18 protein-coding genes and 1 pseudogene are annotated in these 23,021 nt (G+C 57.2%); 8 read left to right on the top strand and 11 right to left on the bottom strand.

The window, feature by feature from the left end; genetic code table 11:
- Window positions 1–87: 87 nt before the first annotated feature.
- From GOW60_RS12070 to GOW60_RS12060, 3 genes are read left to right on the top strand one after another with little or no spacing between them, the layout of a single operon-like run.
- Entirely contained in the window at window positions 88–981 is an 894-nt protein-coding gene (locus GOW60_RS12070) for a cyanophycinase (RefSeq protein WP_152460469.1), read from the top strand.
- A 15-nt stretch (window positions 982–996) separates the two neighbouring features.
- Complete coding sequence (gene cphA, locus GOW60_RS12065; RefSeq protein WP_171229459.1) at window positions 997–3,798, top strand: cyanophycin synthetase; 2,802 nt, start codon at window positions 997–999, stop codon at window positions 3,796–3,798.
- Window positions 3,799–3,812: 14 nt separating this feature from the next.
- On the top strand, window positions 3,813–5,549 hold the full coding sequence (locus tag GOW60_RS12060) for a Mur ligase family protein (RefSeq protein WP_171229458.1): 1,737 nt from the start codon (window positions 3,813–3,815) through the stop codon (window positions 5,547–5,549).
- A 306-nt stretch (window positions 5,550–5,855) separates the two neighbouring features.
- Here GOW60_RS12060 and GOW60_RS12055 read toward each other — a convergent pair whose 3' ends face one another.
- From GOW60_RS12055 to GOW60_RS12040, 4 genes are all read right to left on the bottom strand, one after another.
- The gene (locus GOW60_RS12055) at window positions 5,856–6,635 is read right to left on the bottom strand and encodes an IclR family transcriptional regulator (protein ID WP_171229457.1); all 780 of its coding nucleotides are present in this window, start codon (window positions 6,633–6,635) and stop codon (window positions 5,856–5,858) included.
- Window positions 6,636–6,646: 11 nt separating this feature from the next.
- On the bottom strand, window positions 6,647–8,005 hold the full coding sequence (locus tag GOW60_RS12050; protein WP_171205791.1) for a TRAP transporter large permease: 1,359 nt from the start codon (window positions 8,003–8,005) through the stop codon (window positions 6,647–6,649).
- Window positions 8,005–8,670, bottom strand: coding sequence for a TRAP transporter small permease (locus GOW60_RS12045; RefSeq protein ID WP_152460474.1), 666 nt, complete (start codon window positions 8,668–8,670; stop codon window positions 8,005–8,007). Before GOW60_RS12045 ends, GOW60_RS12050 begins: the two co-directional genes overlap by 1 nt.
- 64 nt (window positions 8,671–8,734) lie before the next feature.
- Complete coding sequence (locus GOW60_RS12040; protein ID WP_152460475.1) at window positions 8,735–9,973, bottom strand: TRAP transporter substrate-binding protein; 1,239 nt, start codon at window positions 9,971–9,973, stop codon at window positions 8,735–8,737.
- 109 nt (window positions 9,974–10,082) lie between these two features.
- Between GOW60_RS12040 and GOW60_RS12035 the strand changes: the two genes are divergently transcribed.
- Window positions 10,083–11,678 (top strand): GMC family oxidoreductase, encoded by a 1,596-nt coding sequence (locus tag GOW60_RS12035; RefSeq protein ID WP_152460476.1) that lies wholly within the window; start codon window positions 10,083–10,085, stop codon window positions 11,676–11,678.
- Between the two features lie 92 nt (window positions 11,679–11,770).
- Here GOW60_RS12035 and GOW60_RS12030 read toward each other — a convergent pair whose 3' ends face one another.
- On the bottom strand, window positions 11,771–13,012 hold the full coding sequence (locus GOW60_RS12030; protein ID WP_171229456.1) for an acyl-CoA dehydrogenase family protein: 1,242 nt from the start codon (window positions 13,010–13,012) through the stop codon (window positions 11,771–11,773).
- An 11-nt stretch (window positions 13,013–13,023) separates the two neighbouring features.
- Entirely contained in the window at window positions 13,024–14,058 is a 1,035-nt protein-coding gene (locus GOW60_RS12025) for a phosphotransferase family protein (protein ID WP_171229455.1), read from the bottom strand.
- A 73-nt stretch (window positions 14,059–14,131) separates the two neighbouring features.
- Here GOW60_RS12025 and GOW60_RS12020 point away from each other — a divergent pair, with 73 nt between their 5' ends.
- Window positions 14,132–15,097, top strand: a complete 966-nt coding sequence (locus GOW60_RS12020) for a LysR family transcriptional regulator (RefSeq protein ID WP_171229454.1) — start codon at window positions 14,132–14,134, stop codon at window positions 15,095–15,097.
- An 81-nt stretch (window positions 15,098–15,178) separates the two neighbouring features.
- Here the strand turns inward: GOW60_RS12020 and GOW60_RS12015 are convergent, their stop codons facing one another.
- Window positions 15,179–15,892: a glycoside hydrolase family 99-like domain-containing protein gene (locus GOW60_RS12015; protein ID WP_171229453.1), complete on the bottom strand. Its 714-nt coding sequence runs from the start codon at window positions 15,890–15,892 to the stop codon at window positions 15,179–15,181.
- 89 nt (window positions 15,893–15,981) lie between these two features.
- On the opposite strand from GOW60_RS12015, the pseudogene GOW60_RS12010 reads away from it, so the two are divergent.
- From GOW60_RS12010 to GOW60_RS21435, 3 genes and pseudogenes are all read left to right on the top strand, one after another.
- A pseudogene (locus tag GOW60_RS12010) lies at window positions 15,982–17,332 on the top strand (IS3 family transposase).
- Between the two features lie 350 nt (window positions 17,333–17,682).
- Window positions 17,683–18,440, top strand: a protein-coding gene (locus tag GOW60_RS12005) for an IS5 family transposase (protein WP_171229452.1) whose coding sequence is annotated in 2 segments (ribosomal slippage) — window positions 17,683–18,004 and window positions 18,004–18,440 — 759 coding nt in all. Because the reading frame shifts where the segments join, the coding sequence is not laid out codon by codon here.
- A gap of 46 nt (window positions 18,441–18,486) precedes the next feature.
- Window positions 18,487–19,056 (top strand): glycosyltransferase, encoded by a 570-nt coding sequence (locus GOW60_RS21435; RefSeq protein ID WP_371813352.1) that lies wholly within the window; start codon window positions 18,487–18,489, stop codon window positions 19,054–19,056.
- Between the two features lie 386 nt (window positions 19,057–19,442).
- Here the strand turns inward: GOW60_RS21435 and rfbA are convergent, their stop codons facing one another.
- The 4 genes from rfbA to rfbC are packed head-to-tail and all read right to left on the bottom strand — an operon-like array spanning window position 19,443 to window position 22,794.
- Complete coding sequence (gene rfbA / locus GOW60_RS11995) at window positions 19,443–20,309, bottom strand: glucose-1-phosphate thymidylyltransferase RfbA (RefSeq protein ID WP_171229451.1); 867 nt, start codon at window positions 20,307–20,309, stop codon at window positions 19,443–19,445.
- 18 nt (window positions 20,310–20,327) lie between these two features.
- Window positions 20,328–21,191 (bottom strand): dTDP-4-dehydrorhamnose reductase, encoded by an 864-nt coding sequence (gene rfbD, locus GOW60_RS11990; RefSeq protein ID WP_171229450.1) that lies wholly within the window; start codon window positions 21,189–21,191, stop codon window positions 20,328–20,330.
- A complete protein-coding gene (gene rfbB, locus GOW60_RS11985; protein ID WP_171229449.1) occupies window positions 21,188–22,228 on the bottom strand; it encodes a dTDP-glucose 4,6-dehydratase in 1,041 nt (346 codons plus the stop codon). Before rfbB ends, rfbD begins: the two co-directional genes overlap by 4 nt.
- Complete coding sequence (rfbC, locus tag GOW60_RS11980; protein WP_171229448.1) at window positions 22,225–22,794, bottom strand: dTDP-4-dehydrorhamnose 3,5-epimerase; 570 nt, start codon at window positions 22,792–22,794, stop codon at window positions 22,225–22,227. Before rfbC ends, rfbB begins: the two co-directional genes overlap by 4 nt.
- Window positions 22,795–23,021: the final 227 nt, after the last annotated feature.

The following is a 23,021-nucleotide window of genomic DNA, read 5'->3' as shown; positions in this document are numbered from 1 at the left end:
TAGCCCGACGTGGCATGCATGAACAGTTCAAAGCGTCCGCGCGGTCCCCGATGACTGCCCGCTTCAGCACCGGAAGGTAGTTAAGACATGTGCCCTGCACCCATTGATGCAGAGACCCCACGCGGGTTCATTATCCCGATCGGGGGCGGCGAAGATCGCGTCAAGGAAATGCAGATCCATCGCAAGTTCGTTGAGCTTTCTGGCGGCAGCGATGCCGACATCGTCGTGATCCCGACAGCCTCGATGCTGGAAGAAACCGGGCCCGATTATAACCGTATCTTTTCCGAACTGGGTGCGGGCAAAGTAGAGTTCCTGCCTATCTCGCGCAGGGCGGATTGCGACAACCCCGAGTATGTCGAGATGCTTGATCGAGCGACCGGAGTTTTCATGACAGGTGGAAACCAGTTGCGCCTGTCAGCGATTCTTGGGGGAACTCTGGTCGCCCAAAAAATCCGCCGGCGGAATGCAGCCGGTGTTCCGGTTGCCGGAACTTCGGCGGGTGCTTCGATCATGTCTGAACACATGGTTGCCGGTGGCAGCAGCAACTCGGCCCCGGCGGAAGGCAACATTACACTTGCACCAGGTATGGGCCTGACCAATGCCGTCATCATCGATCAGCATTTCACCCAGCGTAACCGTCTGGGTCGCCTGCTAACGGCTTCATCTTTCAACCCATTTTTGATTGGTTTGGGAATTGACGAAGATACGGCCGCCTTCATTGGGCCCGACAATGTCTTTGAAGTCATCGGCAGCGGCTCGGTTACTGTCGTGGATGCCAGCCAGTTGACTCATTCATCAATGTGGGATGCCCGGCGGGGCGAAGCGCTTAGCCTCCTGGGACTTCGGCTTGACGTTCTGGGTGAAGGGTGCCGTTATGACCTGACGGCTCGCCAGGCTTTTCCGCCGGATGAGCATCTGGCGTTCTGCACCTTGCCGGATTTGTCCGGGGAAGAGGCCGCAAACGGGGGGAATAAAAGCTAACCAACGGGGAGCCTCATGAAAATAATCTCGACCAATGTCTTTGTCGGCCCGAATGTCTGGGCAAGTTTCCCCGTTATTCGCCACGTCATCGACCTGGGTATTCTGGAAGAGTGGCCATCGGCAAAAATTGGTTCCGAGTTTATCGACGCGCTGATCGAAGCGCTTCCTGGCCTTGCGGAGCATGGCTGTTCCTACCGCGAACCCGGAGGTTTCATCCGCCGTCTGCGTGAAGACGAAGGCACGTGGCTTGGTCACGTTCTGGAACATTGTGCCATCGAGGTTCAGAACGTAGCGGGCACTGACGTGACCTTTGGCCGGACACGCGGCACAGGTGAGCCGGGCCAGTACAACATGGTGTATGAATACCGTCAGCGCGACGTTGGGCTGGACGCAGGGAAGCTGGCAATGCGGTTGCTGATGAATCTGTTGCCTCAATCCCTGAAAGATCTGGTGGATTACGATTTCGACCCGGACTTTAACTGGGACGACGAACTGCGCAGCTTTGTTCTGCGCGCGCAGCGCAAGGAATTCGGCCCGTCGACCGGGTCGCTGGTCAAGGCGGCGCAAGAACGCGACATTCCCTGGATCAGACTCAACTCTGGCTCGCTGGTGCAATTCGGGCACGGCAAATACCAGAAACGCATTCAGGCGACGATTACATCCGAGACCAAACATATCTCGGTCGAGATTTCCTGCGATAAGGAAGATACCCACAACCTGCTGAACGATCTTGGCCTGCCGGTTCCACAGCAGCGCATGGTCTATTCCGCCCGCGAAGCTGTGCGTGCTGCGGCGCGCATTGGCCATCCGGTGGTCGTCAAACCATTGAACGCCAATCATGGGCGGGGCGTTTCGATCAATTTGAACTCGGATGAAGAGGTCGAGGCTGGCTTCGCCGAAGCAAAGGAACATTCCCGCAGCCGCGCCATTCTGGTGGAGAGCTTTGTCACCGGGTTCGATCACCGGATGCTTGTGGTGGACAACAAGCTTGTTGCGGTGGCCAAACGGGTTCCAGGCCATGTGGTCGGTGATGGCACGCACACGATTGCCGAGTTGGTCGATATCGTGAACGAAGACCCGCGCCGGGGCATCGGGCATGAAAAAGTGCTGACCATGCTCGAGATCGATACTCAGGCCATGCGCCTTATGGATGCCGCAGGCGTAACCGAAGAGACCGTCTTGCCGGACGGTGAAATTTTCTATCTGCGTTCGACGGCAAACCTTTCGACCGGCGGCACTGCGATCGACCTGACAGATGTGGTCCATCCCGACAACCGCGACATGGCGGAACGAGCCATAATGGCGGTTGGGCTGGATGTTGGCGGCGTCGATTTCCTGATCGACGACATCACCAAATCCTACAAAGACATCGGCGGTGCCATTGTCGAAGTGAACGCAGCACCCGGTTTCCGCATGCATGTGGCGCCATCCGAAGGACAACCGCGCGATGTAGCCGGCAAAGTGATCGACATGCTGTTTCCAGCCAATGAGGAAACCCGCATTCCGATCGCCGCGATCACCGGCACCAACGGCAAGACGACGACGTCCCGAATGCTGGGCCATATTATGAAGACCAGCGGCAAAACCGTTGGCATGACCTCGACCGACGGGGTCTATGTCGATGGTAAGCTGAGCGTCAAGGGTGACATGACCGGGCCAAAATCCGCGCAGATCGTCTTGCGCGACCCGATGGTTGATTTTGCCGTGATGGAAACCGCGCGCGGCGGGCTTGTGCGGTCTGGTCTGGGATACCAGCGCTCGAACGTGGCGGCATGCCTTAACGTTTCGGCCGACCATCTTGGTCTTGGCGGCATAAACACAGTCGAGGAACTGGCCGTGGTGAAACGCGTGGTGGTGGAAAGCGCGACGGATACGGCGGTTCTGAATGCTGATGACATAAATTGTCTGAAAATGGCTGACTACGCCGGGGCGGATCAGATTTTCTACGTCACGACCAACCCCGGCCACAGCCTGGTCAAGGAACATATCAAGGCGGGTGGAAAGGCCATTGTTCTGGAAAAAGGCATGAATGGAGACATGCTGACGATCTATGACAACGGACTTCACATTCCGGTCCTGTGGTCGCATCTGATCCCCGCCGCACTGGAAGGCAAAGCGATCTTCAACGTTCAAAACGCCATGTTTGCTGCCGCCATGGCCTACAGCTTCGGGGTCGATCTGGACAACATCCGGCATGGGTTACGCACCTTCGATACCAGCTATTTCCAGGCGCCGGGGCGCATGAACGTCTATGACGAACATCCGTTCAAGGTCATCCTGGATTACGGCCACAACCCCGCCGCTCTCAAAGCGATGGCCGCGTTGGCGGATCAATTGGAGATCAAAGGTCGCCGATTGTGTGTCGTTGCCATGCCCGGCGACCGGCGCGATGAAGATATCATCGACGGAGCTGCCGCGCTGGCCGGGCATTTTGACCATTTCATCTGCAAGGCCGATGACCGCCGCAGAGGCCGAGGACATGATGAAGTACCGCGGATGATGCGTCAGGCACTGATCGACAATGGCGTTGACGACGCATCCATTACGGTTATCCCGGATGAAGTCGAGGCCGTAAATGCCGGGCTGCAACAAGCGGCACCGGGGGATCTGTTGGTAATCTTCGGCGACGACACTACGCGCTGCTGGAAACAGATCATCTATTTCAGCTCTGACGGTGCAACCCCAGATGCCGAGGCTGTACCAAAGACCACGGCCGTCGACACATCCTTCGAGGACATGTTCGAAAACGATCAGAATTTGATCAGGGACGAGCGCGGTGTGCGCCTGGCGCGTGAAAACAGCGAAGACGCGGACTGAGCGAGGGCACCGGAATGGACCGGATTGAAGAGCTTGAAACCGCGCTGACCATAATAAGTGCGACCGCTGATCATATTCAGGCCGACGACGCCCGGCGTCTGACGGGGCCTGGCCTGTTATGGAACAAACCCGGCGCGGTGATGGATGTATTTTTCACCGGAATTGATCCATCCACGGTCTCGGCCCTGTGGGAAAAAAACGCCCGCCGAGTGCTGGACGCGCTGGGATGGACGGATCAGGATTTGACCCATCGCACATTCACTGGCGGTGTAAATCTGGCGATTTCCGCACCAATGGATCAGCTGTATTCGGCGATCTTCGCGGTGCAGACGGCGTGGCACTTCTGTGCCGCCGAGTTGTTGGATGCAACTCCCGGTGACTTTGATCAAATCGTGGCCGATGTCAAAGCTGTTATGGCCAAAGAAGCCAATCCCCGCCTGATCGACCTGATCGCTGCGGCCGAGGCGCATGGCGTGGATATTCTGTGCGACGACGATGAGGTTTCAATCGGGCACGGTACAGGTAGTCAGGTCTGGCCGGTTGATGCCCTGCCCGTCCCTGGTGATGTGGACTGGTCCAGCCTTCACAACATTCCAGTTGCGTTCATCACCGGCACCAATGGCAAGACCACCACGACCCGGTTGCTTGAGGCGATCGCGCGGGCATCTGGCAAAGTTGCAGGGCTGACCTCGACCGAGTTTGTGCGGGTCGGCAACGACATTCTTGACCGAGGCGATTACTCGGGCCCGGGTGGCGGCCGGATGCTGCTGCGCGACAAGCGCCTTGAGATCGCCTGCCTTGAAGTGGCCCGCGGGGGTATTCTGCGCCGTGGCCTGCCAACGCGTGCGGCCTCGGCGGCCGCGGTCACAAATGTTGCGAATGACCATTTGGGACAGTACGGCGTCAATACCGTGCCGGAACTGGCACAGGCGAAATTCGCCGTGCATCGCACACTTACCGATGGTGGTGTGCTGGTTCTGAACGCTGATGATGCGTATGTCCGTGCCGAGGCAAAAAACACGTCGGCAAATATCTGGTGGTTTTCCTTGGATGCACAAGCGGATCTGATCCGTGAGGCGCGCGATTCCAACAAATGCTGCGCCTATGTGCAGCAGGAAAATATCGTGTTTTTCGATGGCACTTCCGAAAAGACGGTGATTGCCGTGTCAAACGTGCCCGTGACCATGGGCGGGGCGGCGAAATACAACACCCTGAACGCCTTGGCCGCCATGTGCCTTGCTCTGGCGCTGGACCTACCCCTTCAGGCAGTGCGGGATGGATTGGCCGGTTTCAAACCCGATGCAAAGGACAATCCGGGGCGCTGCAACGAGTTCAACTATCATGACGCCCGTGTTTTTGTAGATTTCGCACATAACCCGCACTCAATCTCTGCCGTGTGCGATGCGCTGTCAGGACTTCCGGCAAAACGTCGCTTTATCATGCTCAGCCATGCGGGCGACAGATCGGATCAGGACATTCGGGACGTCACCGCGACGGCATTGAAATTCCAACCTGACGTAATCGTTGCAGCCGAACTGGAAGGCTATCTGAGAGGCCGGGCGTTGGGAGAAATCCCGGACCTGATCGGAGGGACGGCCTTGAAGCACGGATACAACGCTGATCAGATCCAAAGGGCCCAATCCCCTTCTCAGGCCGCTGCCAGGATTCTGAAACAACTTGAGCCGGGCGATCTTGCCTTGTTGCTTGTCCTGTCAGAACGCGACGCCGTTCTTGAGATGCTGGGCGCTTAGGTACGACACCTATTGGCGTACCCCGACGATCTATTGGAAAACAAACAAACCCCGCATTGGGTTTTCGGCATCCAAGAAATCACGGCCACGAATGACTGTCGGCCTGATCATGGGTTTTCTATATTTGTGAGGACGTAACCCACCGTTCAATCTCGCCTGGGGAAACTGAGCAAAACCAATCGCCCGAGTTGTCAGGTCACGGTCGATCTCGGCAGGCATTCGGCGATCACGAAGCTTTGTAACACAGTCCGGGCCTGACAACACAACCCTAATGTTTTTCGATTGCCGATTATCCCGGTGCGCCACTTACTCGCTCAACAGCTGCGACAGTTTTTCTGCACCCCGGCGCAAAGTGTCGAGAAATGACTTCAGACTGCCGACATCATGCCGTTGCGTCGGGGCATGAACTGAAAGCGTGGCAACCAGCCTGCCCTGCGCGTCCTGCACCGGCACGGCGATCGCCACCATGCCCGCCATGAATTCTTCGTCGTCGGTGGAAAATCCCCGCTCGGCCGTGATCTTGATTTCACTCAGCAGGGCCTTCGGCTCTGTTAAAGAACGGGCGGTCTGCTCCTTCAGCTTTCCGGCTGACAGAAACCCGTTCAGAGTTTTGGGGCGCAAGGTGGAAAGGTACATCTTGCCACTGGCCGTGCAGTGGAACGGCACCTGGGTTCCGATCGGCAATTGAATCCGCAACGGCCATTCTGTTTCCACCCGGTCAAGATAGATCATGCCTTCGCGATCCGGGATGGCCAGATTGCATGTTTCGCCCACTTCGTCGGCCACGCCGCGCAGGATGGCGAGACGCGCGGTCCGCAGATGCTCGGCGGACATGGTATTCACGGACAACAGCCGCAGTCTTCTGCCCGGACCATAGGACCGTCCGTCAAGATCGCGTTGCAGGAACCCTTCTGCCTCTGCCGTTTGCAGCAAACGATGGATTGTGGGTTTGGCCAATCCCAATGCATCGATCAGATCCGAGGGTTTGACCGCAACGCCGCGCCGTGCCACCTCTTCAAGGATCAGCAACAGGCGCAGGTTGGTGGGAATCTGAGTTTCTCTGTCTTTAGTATCAGTCTCGGCCATCCTTCAACATTCTAGTTATTTGGCAGAAGGATCAAGGCCAGTTCGGGGACCAGCGACACCAATATCCAGACGGATAGCAGGGACACCAAGTAAGGCACCGTATAGCGCAGCAACCGGAAATACGGCACGCCTGTCACGCCTGAAGCGACATACAGGTTAAGCCCGTATGGTGGCGTGATAAACCCGATGGACGCCCCGACCAGGAAGATGACCGAGAAATGGATTGGATCAATTCCAACCGAGGCTGCGATTGGCGCAAGGATCGGGGCCAGGATGATGGTGACCGGAAGGCTTTCCAGCACCATACCCGAAAAGAAGACGATCACCATCGATGTGAACAAAACCGCATGGTACCCCCCCATGGAGGTCACGAAGTTTCCGATTGTTTCCTGTGCGCCAAGCAGGGACAGGATCTGCTGCATCACCACCGAAATTGCGATCAACGGGGCCAGGATACCCGTAATCTGGGCAGACCTGATGACGATTGAGGGGATCTCTGGGATCGTGAACCCTTCGACCACGAACATTTCAGCGAAGCTCTTTTCGGTTGGCGGTATATCGTTCCGGGCCCCCATGATGCGGTTGATCGGGTAGCTGACCAGCCCCGCGATGACACAAAAGCCCACGGTCACGCCGGCGGCCTCTGTCGGTGAGAACTTGCCGGTATAAATGCCCCAGAGCACAAGACCGATGGCGAAAAAGCCAAGCCAGGCACCAAAGGCGGTTTTCAGCACCCGGTTCAATTGCAGCGGGATCAGATAGCCCCACCCGTTCATGCGGCAGATGATCCAGCATGCCAGTTGCATCCCTATGACCATCAGCGCACCGGGCAAAATTCCGGCCACGAACAATTCGGAAATCGGCAGGTTCATCAGAAAGCCATAGACGATGAAGATGATCGAAGGGGGAATGATGATACCGACAGTACCGCCCGCAGCAGCGGTCGCGGCGCTGAACCGTTCGTCATAGCCGCCCTTTACCATCTCGGGGTGCAGCATCGACCCGATGGTCGCCGTCGTGGCCGAGTTCGACCCCGAAATCGCCGCAAACAGCCCGCAGGCCCCCAGCGACGCCATTGCAAGTCCGCCGCGTATCCAGCCCAAACAGGCATAGGCAAAATCACTGAGCCGTCGCGCGATACCGGATTTGTTGATCAGGTCTCCGGTCAGGATGAACAGCGGCATCGCCAACAGGGCGAAGCCCTTGTTGAAGACGTTCAGCAGTTCGGCCCCCATATTGTCCAGCGTCAGACCAAGGACAAAGGAACATCCAATGACCCAGTAACCGATGACCAGCAGCACCGGCACGCCCAGCATGAACAGAAAGGTGACCCCCAGCGAGATCAGTGTAACAAGTGTTCCGTCTGTCATCAGTCTGCCCCGATCACGGCCTGCTTGATCAGCGGCTCGCCTGTTTTCCAGTTGTGCAAATCATCGGCGAGGTTCTGAAACACGCGACCGACCATCAAGAAGAATGACAATGGAGCAGCCAGCAGGAACCACCACTGCATGATATTGTCCGTGCCCAGAACGATCTGAAAGTTCGAGGCCGAAAGCGCCACCAGTCGCGAGGTGGTCACGATGACGATCACCGCAAAGATGAACCACAGCACCGCGTCAAGAAACAGGCAGGCCAGTTGCCCGCCGCGGGGCATGGCGGTGCGGAATTCACTGAAACTCAGGTGCGTGCGCAGGCGTACGTTGTAGGACGCTCCAAACCAGGCCATCACCATGAAAAGAAGCGGAGGAATGGTCGTGGACCAGGGTTCCTGATCATTGAAGACAAACCGGTCGATCACGCCCCAGAAAATGATCAGCGCGATGGCAAGATAGGAATACACCATGACCGACCGTTCCAGATGACGTTCGATCAACGGCACCTTGCGATAGATCAGCATGACCAGCAAACCCCCGATCGCGGCAACGACCGCACCAACGATCCAAGCGGCGTCGGATTCCAGAGCAAGTTGAATCTCGAAAGAATCCTGGCTGAGAAAAGCGCTGAATATTGCGCCAATATCTGCCCAAAGTGACATGAAGCCCGTCCTCCCAGTGGGTATTGATTGAACCGGCCCGTTCGGGCCGGTTCTGGCAGTCTAATCAGGCCTCGCCCTTCCACCAGCGGCGCGGCTCGACATTTTCCGGCAGCGTGTCCGCTGGGATCTCGCGCGCGATGTCGTAGATCTCCTGGTATGTGTCGATGCCACCGGCCCATTTGTTCAGCCGCTCGCGCCACTGCGCCCACGGCTCGGGGTTGTAGTTCGGAGCGCACATTTCTTCGGCCAGCTTGATCTGGTCCTCCGGCAGGAAGGCCGGGCGCACGCCGTTTTCCGCAAAAATGGTTTGCGGCAATTGCGGATCCGAGAATCCGACAGTGTTCAGTAGTGCCGCCTCGTTCGCACCTTGGATCAACGCCTGTGTGAAGTAGGAAGACTCCATCACGGCATCCTGCAATTCACCGCCCAGCCCGTCGAACACTTTGGCAGACATCGAAGTGTGTTCGGTACCGCAGAAGAACTTCAGGTTCACCGATTGCGAGACCACAGGTGCCATGTTCGCATATGCCACCGCCGAGGCCCAGGTTTCCGCACCGTCGATCAGACCGGTCTTGAGCGCATCCAGCGTCTCTTCCCATGCCACCGGAACAGGGTTCAGGTTCAGCAGTTGCATCGCGATCCGACCCAGCTGCGTACCGGTCACGCGGTTCTTGGTGCCGAACAACTCTTCCAGCTTGGTGACGGTCGGCTTGTCGGCAAAGGTCGAGCCCATTTGCAGACCACGCAATTCACAATGGGTGAACAGGAATTTCAGCCCGTGACGCTTTTCAAGCGGGTCGCGCAGGATGCGCTGGCTGGCGGGGCTGTAAAAGAAATGATACTGCGCCGCCCGGCTGGGGAACATATAGGCATAGTCCAGGACGTTCAGATAAGGCGCACCGCCGGCCGAATTCTGGGTCGAGGCTGCGTAGATATCGACGATTCCCTGCTGGGTTTTTTCAACACAGCTGAGTTGTCCGCAGATCTGGTTGTCGCCGATGAACTCGATCCGAATCTCGCCATCCGTGCGCTCTTCCAGATCGCGTGCAAACTCGATGGCGCCGGCGCGCTCGATCAGCAGGTTGCGGGTGTTGAAGCCCGACGCACCAAATTTCAACGTGTGCTTCGGTTCTTTCGAAAAGCGTTTTTCATACGTGGATTCCGCCGCTTGCGCCAGATTGGCCAGGCTCATTGCCCCGCCAAACCCTCCTGCTGCAAGCAGCGTCGAGCTCATGCCGTAGCGCCCTGCCACCCGGAAAAAATCCCGCCGAGAAATACCACTCAGTTTCCGACCAATCTCCATTGCTTACCTCCCTGTTCGCAATTATTGAGACGTTTTGTATCAAAAAAGGCTAGTATATTTCGTGCATCTTGCATAGAGTTTTTTTCAACGACGTTGGAAGGAGGCGGTCATGGAAGTGGATTATGCGGTAGTTGGCGCGGGGTCTTCGGGCTGTGTCATCGCCAATCGGCTCAGCGCCGACCCCAACACGACCGTCGCGTTGTTGGAGGCTGGCGGCCGCGACACCAATCCCTGGATCCACATCCCGGTTGGCTATTTCAAAACCATGCACAACCCTTCGGTGGACTGGTGTTACAGGACCGAGCCCGATCCGGGCCTGAACGGGCGCTCGATCGACTGGCCACGCGGCAAGGTGCTGGGCGGCTCATCCTCTCTGAACGGTCTGCTCTATGTGCGCGGCCAAAAGGAAGATTATGACCGCTGGCGCCAGATGGGGAATGTCGGCTGGGGCTGGGAAGATGTGCTGCCTCTGTTCAAACGCAGCGAAGATCAAGAACGCGGCGAAGACCCGTATCACGGTGTCGGTGGGCCGCTGTCGGTGTCAAACATGCGCATTCAGCGACCGATCTGCGACGCATGGGTCGCGGCAGCGCAAGCCGCCGGATACCCGTTCAATCCGGATTACAACGGCGCAGATCAGGAAGGCGTAGGGTATTTTCAGCTGACCACCCGCAATGGGCGCAGGTGCAGCTCGGCCGTGGCGTATCTGAAACCCATTCGAAACCGACAAAACCTGAACATCATCACGAACGCATTGGTGACACGCATAACGCTGGATGGGAAACAGGCGACCGGACTTGTCTATCGGGATCGCGCAGGCAATGAGAAAACCCTGAAGGTACGACGCGAAATCATCCTGTCCGGTGGTGCAATCAACTCTCCTCAGATTCTTATGCTGTCGGGTATCGGCGACCCGGACCACCTGAAGAAAAACGGCATCGATCCGGTCCATGCCTTGCCCAATGTCGGCAAAAGACTACAGGATCACTTGCAGGCCCGTCTCGTTTTCAAATGCAATGAGCCCACATTGAATGACGAGGTGCGCAGCCTGATCAACCAGGCCCGTATCGCGCTCAAATACGCTTTGTTCCGCGCCGGTCCGATGACCATGGCGGCCAGCCTTGCGACCGGATTCATGAAAACGCGCCCGGACGTGGAAACACCCGACATTCAATTCCATGTACAGCCTTGGTCCGCCGACAGCCCCGGCGAAGGCGTGCACCCGTTTTCCGCCTTTACCATGTCCGTGTGCCAGCTGCGGCCGGAAAGCAGGGGTGAACTGCATCTGAACGGCCCGGACCCATCACAGCATGTAAAGATCATTCCGAACTATCTGTCGACGGAAACGGATTGCCGAACCATCGTTGACGGCGTGAACATCGCCCGCAGAATCGCACAGCACAATCCGCTGGCATCGAAGATTTCCGAAGAGTTCCGCCCGACGTCACAACTTTCGACCGACGATTACGAGGGCACGCTGGACTGGGTCAGGTCGAATTCCGTTTCGATCTATCACCCAACAGGGACCTGCGCGATGGGTACGAATGAAACCGCAGTCGTTGACCCCGCGCTAAAGGTGCGCGGCATCGGAAACCTGCGGGTCGCGGATTGTTCGATCATGCCGGAAATCGTCAGCGGCAACACAAACGCCCCCGCGATCATGATCGGAGAAAAGGCGAGTGACTTGCTTGCCGCCGGAACATAGCGCGGCAGGCCGCGTATCCGGATCCCAGGAAAACTGGGCAACTCGGCTTGCAGATCTCAGGGAAAGTCCGGTGATGCCATCCCTGCCCTGACCTAGCGCAGAGGCGGCGTCAGCCACTGCGCCGACATCCCATAGTTGGAATTCTTCAACTCCTGTTTGGCAATAGCCTGAAGATGGACCTCATCCGGTCCATCCGCATAGCGCAACGCCCGGGCCCAAGTGTAACTGTCGGCCAATGGCGTGTCGGGCGTCATGCCCATTGCGCCAAAGACCTGCATTGCACGATCCGTAACCTTTGCATGTACCTGGGGCGCCACGACCTTGATCAGGGAAATTTCGCGGAAGGCCTTTTTCGCCCCCACCTGATCTATTTTCCAGGCCGCCTTCAGGGTCAACAGCCGCGCCTGTTCAATTTCCAACCGGGATTTGGCGATCCATTCACGGATCACGCCTTGTTCCGAGAGTTTCTTGCCAAAGGTCTTCCGTTCCTGGGCACGTTCCACCATCAGGTTCAGTGCCATTTCCGCCGCCCCGATCGAGCGCATGCAATGGTGAATTCGCCCCGGCCCAAGCCGCGCCTGAGCCAGTGCAAAACCGCTGCCTTCTTCGCCCAGCAGATTGCCGACCGGGACGCGCACGTCCCTGAACACCAGTTCAGCATGGCCTTCGGGATCGTGCATGTTCAGGATCGTCGGATTGCGCACGATCTCCAAACCGGGCGTATTCCTTGGAACGATGATCATGCTTTGCTGTTTATGGCGATCGGCGTTCGGGTCGGTTTTGCCCATGACGATGAACAGTCTGGTTTTGGGGTGGCACGCATTGGTGATGAACCACTTGCGGCCATTGATGACGTATTCGTCACCCTCGCGCCGGATGGATGTCGTTATGTTGGTCGCGTCCGAACTGGCCACGTCGGGTTCGGTCATGGCAAAGGCCGAGCGGATCTTGCCGTTCAACAGCGGCACCAACCAGTCTTCGCGCTGCTCGGGCGTGGCGAACATGTGCAGCAACTCCATGTTCCCGGTATCCGGCGCGTTGCAGTTGAAGACTTCCGAAGACCAGCTCACCTGACCCATCAGCTCGGCCAGGGGCGCGTAATCAAGATTGCTGAGCCGCGTTCCGGGCTCATCATCCCGCAAAGAGGGCAGGAACATGTTCCAAAGCCCTTCGGCGCGGGCCAGCGACTTGAGGTCTTCCATGAACGAAACGGGGAAATTGCCGGCTTCTATTTCCTCTTTGTGGTCGCGAATGCGTGGATAGATATGCGCCTCCATGAAGGCTTTCAGCCGGTCGTGCATTTCCGTGGCGCGTGGCGATAGAGCAAAATCCATTGTGATCCTCTTCAGTGCGTTGCAGCAGCGATTTCGTCGAGCGCCATTTGCGCCAGAGGGGCCACCAGCCCCTTGAACGCCATTGCGTTCTCGTTCGATGCGTTTCCCGCCAGCGCACGGCTGTAAACACCCTGTGCAATCGCAGCCATCCGGAAAAAGGAAAACGCCAGATAGAAAGTCCAGTTTTCGATCTCCGGCAGGTCACGCAGCGAACAATACCGCTCGATCATCTCAGCTTCGGAAGGGATGTTCAAAGCAGCGCGATCCAGCCCTTGCAGCCCTCGGATCAGACCGGTGGGCGGCAATCTGAGACACACACAGAAATAGCCCAGATCAGCCATCGGATGGCCCAGCGTCGACAGTTCCCAATCCAGAACCGCGGCGATCTGCGGGGCATCCGAAGCGAAGATAAAATTGTCTATGCGAAAGTCACCGTGGATCAGACTGACCGAACCGTCACCATCGGGCAGGTTGCGCGACAGCCAGCCCATAAGCTGTTCCATCTCGGGAAGGGTACTTGTTTCTGCGGCGCGATACTGTTTGGTCCAGCGGCTGTACTGGCGTTGGAAATAGTTTCCCGGCTTGCCGAAGTCCGACAGGCCGACGGCGCCTGTGTCAACCGAATGCAGCGCGGCCAGAACCCGGATCATTTCGTCGAAAACCGGATGATGGTCGGCCACGTTCAACTCGGGCAGCGCCGGATTCCAGAAAATCCGGCCTTCCTGGAAGCTCATGACATAGAACATGGAACCGATGACATCCGTGTCCTCACACAGCACGTAAGGTTTGGCGACCGGAACCGCAGTGCCATGAAGTGCCTTGAGAACACGATATTCCCGATCCACGGCATGGGCCGAAGGCAGCAGGCCACCTGGCGGTTTGCGGCGCAGCACGTATTTCGAACCACCGGCCTTCAGCAGATAGGTTGGGTTCGACTGCCCGCCCGAAAACTTGCGATAGGACAATGGGCCGGCGAAGCCTTCGATATGGCGCCCCAAATATGTCGAAAGCCGCTCGGTATCGAGTTCGAGGCCGGATGAGGTCATGCATGAAACTCCGTATTCCGCCGGGATACGATTAAGCTTACCGCCCCCAATGACATTTGTGAAATTTACTTGCATGATCGTCAGCATAAATCTGGTGAATGACATGACGACCAAGCTCAACAAGATCGACCTGAACCTTTTCGTTATTTTTGACGCCATCTACACCGAACGAAATCTGACCCGCGTTGCCGAACGCCTGTCGATCACGCAACCGGCCGTCAGCAACGCCCTGACCCGGTTGCGCAAGACACTGAACGACCCGCTTTTCGTGAAGACCGGCACGGGGATGCAGCCCACGGCGCTGGCAGAGAGCATTTCGGACAGGATCTCAGCCGCTCTTCACCAGTTGCAAGCCGCATCGGCGCAGGGTGAACGGTTCGACCCGTTCACCAGCAAACGGCTGTTCCGGGTCAGTTTGGTCGATCTTCACAGCCTCATCATCCTGCCCGGGCTTTTGTCCGGGTTTCAACGCACGGCACCCCAGGTCGAACTCAGCCTCGTGCGCATTCCCCGCCGGGATACGCGCAAGGCGTTGCAGCAGGGCACGATCGATATCGCGTCGGACATTCCGATGCCGGACAGTTCGGATCTGATCAGCCGAACCATCATGAAGGACCGCTATGTCTGTGCCATGCGACCCGACCACCCGCTGGGTTCGGGCCCATTGACGCTGGAGCGTTATCTTCAGCTGACACATCTGCATGTTTCCTCACGACCTCAGGGGGCGAGTCCGGTCGACATCGTTCTGCGCAAACTGGGCGCGCGGCGCAAACTCGGGCTTCAGATGCAAAGCTATCTGAACATCCGGGATATTCTGCACAAGACAGATATGGTTGCCACGCTGACCGAGTGCAGTGCGCGTGAAATGGGGCTGCGCATGTTGAGGCTGCCGGTTGAAGTGCCTCCGATCGAACTTCGCCTTTTTCGGCATATCCGGTCCGACGGCGACGAAGCCGTACAATGGATATTCGACCAAATCGCAAGTCGCACCGTCAGAGCGAACGATACGGAACAGCATCTTAGGGTCGATCAGAATTGATACGGAACCCCGGGTACCATGTGACGACAGGATATCAGAGGCGCCAACTGTCAGGTCCGCGAAACCTCAAGGTCGGACGCGTCACGTGTTGATCTGACTTGCAGATTTCTTGGGTAACGCGTCATAGGTCGCCTGAAGATAGGCAAAGCCATATCTTCGGTCAGGCTCCAGATGAGTCCCCTCTGCCCACTCGTTCCACGCGTTTACGAAAACGATTTTTTCGTCGGCACTGTATTTTTCCTGCGCACGAACCTGGCGGCACAAATGTTCCGTCCAGCGCTTGTAGGCATCGATCGCGAACCGCCCCATAATCCGGGGGGCATCCTGATTGCGCGCGGTATTGTCCCATGAGAGCGTGGAGGACCGAAACAGCTTGTACCGGGGTTCCGGCTTTTGAAGCTCTGCCTCGACCACGGCCCGGTAATCCAGAACGGCTCCTGTGAACTCTGGATTGTAGATCCCCATCTCATCCGTGATGTCGGTGCGCTTTACCTGATGCGGCGGGAACTCCATAGCAGCGTCAAAACCCAGTTTCTCGGGGTCGCCGATATCGAAAGTCTGGGCAGCTATGAGATACAGGTCCGGCTCGCCCCAGCTTTGTGCCTCTTCAGCTTTAGCAGGCGGGTCGAAGGGTTTGAACTCGTCGGCCCGACCGATGGCTTCAAAACCCTGCCTGTTGGATTGCCCCGGTTTTTCCCAACCCCTTTTGGGGTCTCTTTTCTTGGCCGAATTTCTGAACCGCCTTGCCGTACGTGGCAACAAAGGTGGGCTGAGTTTCGACGCTGCGGTCAGCAAATAGTATCTGACATCAGGACCTGTGGGCCTGATTGGAGGATTTGCATAACGGAAGGTTTCTGGCTCATCTGAACCGTTTAGGAGTGAAGATGAGACGGAAAGCTGGAACCGACAAACCTACAGCTGAACAGGTCGTCAAGGACATTCGCCGCAAGACACGCAAGCACCATTCTGCGGAGAAGAAGATCCGCATTGTGCTGGAGGGTTTGCGCGGCGAGGAGAGCATCGCCGCGCTTTGCCGTCACGAGGGGATTGCCACGAGCCCGTACTATTCCTGGTCGAAAGAGTTCCTGGAGGCCGGAAACAAGCGGCTGGCAGGCGACACAGCCAGGCAAGCGACGAGCCCCGAAGTGAAGGAGCTGTGGGCCGAGGCGTCGGCCCTGAAGGAGGCCATTACCAACCTTGCCCTGGAAACCGCCTACTCAAAAAAAGTATGCTCGGTGATGGGAACGACGACGTATGAGATACCTCGCAACGGAGAAGCTCGAGATCATCCGACTTGTCGAGCAGTCCCACTTGCCAACGAAGATGACGCTGTCGAGGCTGAGCATTTCGAAAACCAGGTTCTACCGCTGGTGTGCCCGCTATGAGGCGTTTGGTGAAGCCGGGCTTGAAGATCGCCGTCCACACCCCGGCCGGGTCTGGAACCGCATCCCTGACGAGATCCGGAAGGCCGTCGTTGACCTCGCTCTTGATGAGCCGAAACTATCGCCCCGCGAGCTGGCATTCCGCTTTACAGACACGAAAAAGTACTTTGTGTTAGAGCCTTCGGTCTATCGTATCCTAAAGGAGCAGGATCTGATTACTGGGCCGGCGTTCAGCGTGATCAAGGCAGCCGACGAGTTCCATGACAAGACCACGAGACCGAACCAACTTTGGCAGACCGACTTCACCTACCTGAAGGTGACTGGCTGGGGTTGGTTTTTTCTCTCGACGATCCTGGGCGACTTCAGTCGTTACATCGTGGCATGAAAGCATTGCACAACCATGAAGGCCTACGATGTTACTGACACTCTGGAACTGGCGTTGGAGGCATCAGGCTGTTCGTAGGCGACCGTCCGACATGAACCGAGGCTACTCAGCGACAACGGCTCATCATACATCTCTGGTGACCTGGCGGATTGGCTCCAAGATCAAGGAATGGACCACGTTCGAGGGGCATCAAATCATCCGCAGACCCAGGGCAAGATCGAGCGGTGGCACCAAACGCTCAAGAACCGCATCCTGTTGGAGAACTATTACCTACCGGGCGCACTCGAGGAAGCGATCAGAGCCTTCGTCGACCACTACAATCACCGCCGCTATCAAGAGAGTCTCGGCAATCTGACACCGGCCGATGTCTACTTCGGTCGCAGCGACGGCATTCTGAAGGAAAGGAGAACCATCAAGGAAAGAACACTGAAACAGCGACGCTTGCTCAATCTCGGGAGCGCCGCGTAAGATCGCAATCAATGAGCCAGGCCGTCCTAAACGCCGTCAGCTCAATCGGAACACTTCATTCGATGACGGACAATCTTGCCGCTCCGATCAAAAAAGGCTTTGCATCCCTTAACGCGGCTTTGCCATTTGGCTGCGCTTGATGATCGGTTTCTTGCTTTCGCTTCACCGGTGAAAAACCAATTCAATCGTTTCTCAGATTGGCGTCGCTCAATGCAAAAGATCACAGACCTTATTCAGCAGCCCGGATCCGTCGTACTGGAACCGGGGTTGACCCTAGGCTCTGGACCCATTAAATTCGATGCCGCTATGTCGGTTGCATGATTCAAGCCCCTGAGTTTCAGAGGTGTATCATGAGCAATCTATTCTGGCTGACTGACGAACACATGGAGCGTCTCCAGCCCTACTTTCCGAAGAGCCATGGCAAGCCGAGGGTTGACGACCGGCGTGTTCTGAGCGGGATTATCTTCATTAACCGCAATGGGTTGCGGTGGTCTGATGCCCCTCGCGAATACGGACCACCAAAGACGCTATACAACCGTTGGAAGCGGTGGAGCGATATGGGCGTGTTTGCTCGGATCATGTCCGGGCTGGCTGCAGAGGGGACCGATCACAAGACTATCATGATTGACGCGACCTACCTCAAAGCGCACCGCACGGCCTCAAGCCTGCGGTTGAAAAAGGGGGACGCGGCAGGCTGATCGGGCGAACCAAGGGCGGTATGAATACGAAGTTGCATGCCATTACCGATCGTCTCGGGCGCCCGATACGCTTCTTCATTTCCGCTGGGCAGGTGAGCGATTACACGGGCGCCAGGGCTCTGGTGAACAGCCTGCCATCGGCTGATTGGTTGCTTGGTGATCGCGGTTATGATGCGGATTGGTTCCGCGAAGCCCTGATGGACAAAGGCATAAAGACCTGCATCCCGGGCCGGAAATCACGCGACAAGCCTGCCCGGTACGACAAGCGCCGCTACAAACGACGAAATAGAATTGAAATCATGTTCGGTCGCCTGAAAGACTGGCGCCGTGTCGCTACTCGTTACGACAGGTGCCCGAAGGTCTTTCTCTCAGCCATCGCGCTCGCGGCTACCGTATTGTTCTGGCTGTAAATCAATGAGTCTGGAACCTAACTGTGTTTGCGAGGAAGTAACGATTATGCCCATTCCACAGGTACGGCAGGCAGGATTGTCACAGATTACGATCATAAGCGTTTGTTACTACAGCAGTGGTGTACTGCCGAAGATGCTGAATTCCATCCCAGAGGGCGTGCCGACAATTTCGGTCGACAATGGCTCGGATGAAATAGAAGCGGTTCGGCAAATGGCCGAGACACATGGCGCAACTCTGATCGAAAGCCCCGACAACATCGGGTTTGGCCGCGCACGCAACCTTAGTGCCGCCAAGGCAACAACGGACCTGCTATTATTTCTGAACCCGGATTCCCATTTGCTGCCCGGAGCATTGGACGCGTTGCAAAAGGGGGCCGACAATCATCCGGATGCGTCAGCCTTCAACCCTGCAATTCTGGACCGGAAGGGGGCACCTCGTTTCAGGCGATACAGTGTAATCATTCCCCGAAATGAAACACTGCCCAGGAAAACAGCCGATTCCGACTTTGAATTGCCGGTCCTCGTCGGCGCCGCCTTCCTGGTCCCCGCGAAGCGTTCGAAGCGGTCGGCGGGTTTGATCCAGAAATCTTTCTGTATCATGAGGACGATGATCTGAGCCTGCGGCTCAAAGCCGTTTGCGGGCCACTGTACTACGTTCACAACGCTCAGATGCGCCACGCCAGAGGCAAATCCTCGCCGGGAAGCCCAGCTATCGCTGGCCTGAAGGGCTGGTATATGGGGCAATCGCGCGTTTACGTCGCCCGCAAGCATGAAGTCCCGATGGCCTTCGGTCGGGCCCTGGCATCGGCGCTGCTGCAAGTGCTGTCTCCAGCTGTGTTGTTTTCAGCGAGAAAACGCGCCAAACAATGGGCCTTCTTGCGCGGCGTTTGGCATGGCCGGAATGCCCGACCAGCCCCGTTCAGACCTTGATCACAAAGCGTGAAACAGTTTGCAGCCCACGCAATTCCAGCCTGAACACGTAACCATGAGACAGGTCGCGGCCTAGCTCAGAAGCCCTTTCAGATAGGTGCCGTAAGTGGACTTGGCGAACAGGCGCGCGCGCGCCTCAAGAGCCTCGTCGTCGATCCAGCCATTTGCCCATGCGATTTCATCCAGGCTGCCGGTCTGCATTCCCTGACGTTCCGTGATCGTGCGCACGAAATTTCCCGCATCCAGCAAAGACCCATGCGTACCGGTATCCAGCCAGGCAAAACCGCGCCCCATGGTCTGCACATCCAGCAAACCTTCGTCCAGATACATCTCCAGCAGCGACGTGATTTCCAGCTCGCCGCGATCAGACGGTTTGACCTCATGCGCGCGGGCCGGAGCATCGCCATCCAGAAAATAAAGACCCGTCACCGCGTAATTCGACGGAGGCACCTTGGGCTTTTCGACGATCGCGCGGGCTTTGTTCCCTTGGAAATCCACAACGCCGTAGCGTTCTGGGTCAGCGACCCGGTACGCAAAAACCGTACCGCCGCGCTTCAGTTGATCCGCCTCGAGCAGCAGGTCCGGAAGGCCATGTCCGAAGAAGATGTTGTCACCCAGAATCAACGCTGACGGGGCACCGTCCAGAAAATCCTCGGCCAGAGTATAAGCCTGGGCCAGACCGTCAGGAGACGGTTGCACGATCCAGGTCAAGGACAACCCGTATTGACTGCCATCCCCCAACAGGCGCTGAAACTGATCCTGATCCTGGGGGGTGGTGATGATCGCGATTTCGCGGATCTGCGACAGCATCAAAACACTCAGCGGATAAAAGATCATCGGTTTGTCGTAGATCGGCAGCAATTGCTTCGATATCGCCATGGTGATCGGGTAAAGCCGGGTTCCGGACCCACCGGCAAGAATAATGCCTTTGCGCTGCATAATCTGTCCTTTCAAGGTTCAGCTGGTCGCTGACTTCAACTCGCTCAATATCTCGGCCAGTCCGGCTTTCCAGTCGGGTCTCTGGATTCCGAACACATTTTCCAGCCGCGAACAGTCCATACGTGAGTTCAGCGGCCTGGGCGCCGGCGTTGGGTAAGCCTCGGTTGGAATATCCTCGATTTCGACCGACAAGCCGGATTGAGAAACAATTTCACGGGCGAAATCCGCCCAGCTGGCATCGGGTGCACCGGAATAGTGAAACACCCCCCCTTTGGCTTCGAGGCCGGCCTTGGCCATTTTCAGCAAGGTTTCGGCGATGTCGGCAGCAGGTGTTGGCCCACCGATCTGATCTGCGACGATGGTCAGCTTGTCACGGGTCTCTGCCAGTCGGAGAATGGTCTTTGCAAAGTTCTTTCCGTGGGCCGAAAACACCCAGCTTGTGCGCAAAATGGCATAGTGGCCGCCAGCCTCTGCGATCTGGTGTTCGCCGTCCAGCTTGGTTCGACCATAGGCCCCCAAGGGCCCGGTGGGGTCATCGGTGTTCCAGGGGGTCGTACCAGAGCCGTCAAAAACGTAATCCGTGGAAATATGCAGAAAAGGCAGGTCGCGGGCCGCGGCGGCACGCGCCATTGCACCGGGTGAATCTCCGTTGATCCGTTGCGCCAGGTCGCTTTCTTCTTCGGCCTTGTCCACCGCCGTATAGGCGGCCGCATTGATGATCACGTCCGCATCCGTATGCCGGATGGCGTCTGCACATTGCGACGGGTCAGACAGGTCCGCCGCGGCGCGATCCAGAGCTTCAACCAAGACACCATGCGCCTGTCCGCGACGCCGCAACTCGGTCGCCACCTGCCCCCCGTGGCCGAACACCAGCGCCTTCATTTGGCAACACCCAGCCGCTCGCCCACGCCACTGCGGGCCTGCAAGGCGTTCAACCATGCGCTGTTGTCCAGATACCACTGAACCGTCTGTTCCAGCCCGGTTTCAGGCGTGTAGGAGGGACGCCAGTTCAGTTCGGTGCGAATCCGGGTCGGATCGATGGCATAACGCTGATCGTGACCGGGGCGGTCAGCGACGAACGTGATCAAATCCGCATAGGGCGTTTCACCCGGCTTGAGGCGATCCAGAATCGAACACAGCATTCTGACAAGATCAAGATTGGTCATCTCATTCTCGCCACCGATGTTGTAGCTGCGGCCCAGTTCACCCTTTTCGAGCACCAGCAACAGGGCTTCGGCATGGTCATCGACATGCAGCCAGTCGCGAATGTTGTCGCCTTTCCCGTAAATCGGGATCGGTTTGCCCGCCAGCGCGCTGAGGATGACCACGGGGATCAGCTTTTCCGGAAACTGGTAAGGGCCGTAGTTGTTGGAGCAATTTGTAAGAACCACTGGCAGGCCGTATGTTTCACGCCACGCCCGCACGAGATGATCCGATCCTGCTTTCGAGGCCGAATAGGGTGAGTTCGGCTGGTATGGGCTGTCTTCGGTGAAAAACCCGGTTTTTCCCAAGGACCCAAAAACCTCGTCGGTTGATATGTGATGAAACCGGAAATGCTCGGGCCGGCCGGCACCCACCCAATAGGCGCGTGCGGCTTCCAGCAATACATAGGTACCGGTCAGGTTCGTGTCGATGAACGCGGCCGGGCCATCGATCGAACGGTCAACATGGCTTTCAGCGGCCAGATGCATGATCGCGTCTGGCTGGTGCTTGTCCAGTATCGCCGACATGGCGGCGGCATCCCGGATATCCGCATGTTCAAAAACGTATCCCGGCGCATCCACGACAGAGGCAACATTGTCCAGACAGGCCGCGTAGGTCAGGGCATCGACATTGACGACCGAATGCCCATCGGCAATCGCACGACGGATAACGGCAGACCCGATAAAGCCCGCCCCGCCCGTAACCAGAATTTTCATTGTGTGTCCTCGAATACGAAAGGAGATTCAATTTCGCGCAGAAGTGGTGCGATCCGATCTTTCTCGGACAGCTGGGGTTCAGAATTGCTCTGTGGCCATTCAATGCCGATATCGGGATCGTCCCAACGAACCGCGCCTTCAGTTTCCGGCGCGTAAGTGTCAGAACACTTGTAGACGATCTCGGTCTCCGGCCCCAACGTCACGAAGCCATGCGCGAACCCCGCAGGAACCAACAGCATCCGCCCGTTCTCGAAACTCAGTTCTTCACCGACCCAGCGGCCATAAGTGGGCGAGCCTTTGCGGATATCGACCGCGACATCAAACAGCCGCCCACGACCGCAGCGCACCAGCTTGGCCTGCGCCCTTGGCGGGGCCTGAAAATGCAATCCGCGTACCGTGTTCACCGTGCTCGAAAGGGAATGATTGTCCTGAACGAATTGCGTATGAATCCCTTGTGCCGCAAAACTGTCGGCATTGTAGGTTTCCTCAAAGAACCCGCGATGATCGCCAAAACGCTTCGGGGTGATCAGTTTCACTTCCGGAATGGAAAGCGCCAATATTTCCATTGTTACTAATTTTCATCTATGTGTTGATGTCTCGGCCTGCTATGTCACATTTGCTCCACCGACGCCAAGACCTATGTTGTCCGATCAGCAATTTGAGCGGCTTATCGGTTCCGAAGGTCGGGCGATTATCGCAGGCAAGTTGCGATTCTGGTAGAATTCATTGAAATTATTGGACCATCTCTGCATGAAAACACAGGGATGGAACAGATAGTGAAGCCGCAGGCGCG

Source organism: Ruegeria sp. HKCCA4008 (assembly GCF_013033125.1).
GTDB lineage: Bacteria > Pseudomonadota > Alphaproteobacteria > Rhodobacterales > Rhodobacteraceae > Ruegeria.
Note: the sequence above shows the minus strand (reverse complement) of the source record. Positions and strands in the feature narration are given on the sequence as shown.

What these genes read in the sequence shown, in the direction of transcription:
- GOW60_RS12070 (WP_152460469.1), top strand. Translation starts at nt 88, where the DNA reads ATGTGCCCTGCACCCATTGATGCAGAGACCCCACGCGGGTTCATTATC.
- cphA (WP_171229459.1), top strand. Translation starts at nt 997, where the DNA reads ATGAAAATAATCTCGACCAATGTCTTTGTCGGCCCGAATGTCTGGGCA.
- GOW60_RS12060 (WP_171229458.1), top strand. Translation starts at nt 3,813, where the DNA reads ATGGACCGGATTGAAGAGCTTGAAACCGCGCTGACCATAATAAGTGCG.
- GOW60_RS12055 (WP_171229457.1), bottom strand. Translation starts at nt 6,635, where the DNA reads ATGGCCGAGACTGATACTAAAGACAGAGAAACTCAGATTCCCACCAAC.
- GOW60_RS12050 (WP_171205791.1), bottom strand. Translation starts at nt 8,005, where the DNA reads ATGACAGACGGAACACTTGTTACACTGATCTCGCTGGGGGTCACCTTT.
- GOW60_RS12045 (WP_152460474.1), bottom strand. Translation starts at nt 8,670, where the DNA reads ATGTCACTTTGGGCAGATATTGGCGCAATATTCAGCGCTTTTCTCAGC.
- GOW60_RS12040 (WP_152460475.1), bottom strand. Translation starts at nt 9,973, where the DNA reads ATGGAGATTGGTCGGAAACTGAGTGGTATTTCTCGGCGGGATTTTTTC.
- GOW60_RS12035 (WP_152460476.1), top strand. Translation starts at nt 10,083, where the DNA reads ATGGAAGTGGATTATGCGGTAGTTGGCGCGGGGTCTTCGGGCTGTGTC.
- GOW60_RS12030 (WP_171229456.1), bottom strand. Translation starts at nt 13,012, where the DNA reads ATGGATTTTGCTCTATCGCCACGCGCCACGGAAATGCACGACCGGCTG.
- GOW60_RS12025 (WP_171229455.1), bottom strand. Translation starts at nt 14,058, where the DNA reads ATGACCTCATCCGGCCTCGAACTCGATACCGAGCGGCTTTCGACATAT.
- GOW60_RS12020 (WP_171229454.1), top strand. Translation starts at nt 14,132, where the DNA reads ATGATCGTCAGCATAAATCTGGTGAATGACATGACGACCAAGCTCAAC.
- GOW60_RS21435 (WP_371813352.1), top strand. Translation starts at nt 18,487, where the DNA reads ATGCCCATTCCACAGGTACGGCAGGCAGGATTGTCACAGATTACGATC.
- rfbA (WP_171229451.1), bottom strand. Translation starts at nt 20,309, where the DNA reads ATGCAGCGCAAAGGCATTATTCTTGCCGGTGGGTCCGGAACCCGGCTT.
- rfbD (WP_171229450.1), bottom strand. Translation starts at nt 21,191, where the DNA reads ATGAAGGCGCTGGTGTTCGGCCACGGGGGGCAGGTGGCGACCGAGTTG.
- rfbB (WP_171229449.1), bottom strand. Translation starts at nt 22,228, where the DNA reads ATGAAAATTCTGGTTACGGGCGGGGCGGGCTTTATCGGGTCTGCCGTT.
- rfbC (WP_171229448.1), bottom strand. Translation starts at nt 22,794, where the DNA reads ATGGAAATATTGGCGCTTTCCATTCCGGAAGTGAAACTGATCACCCCG.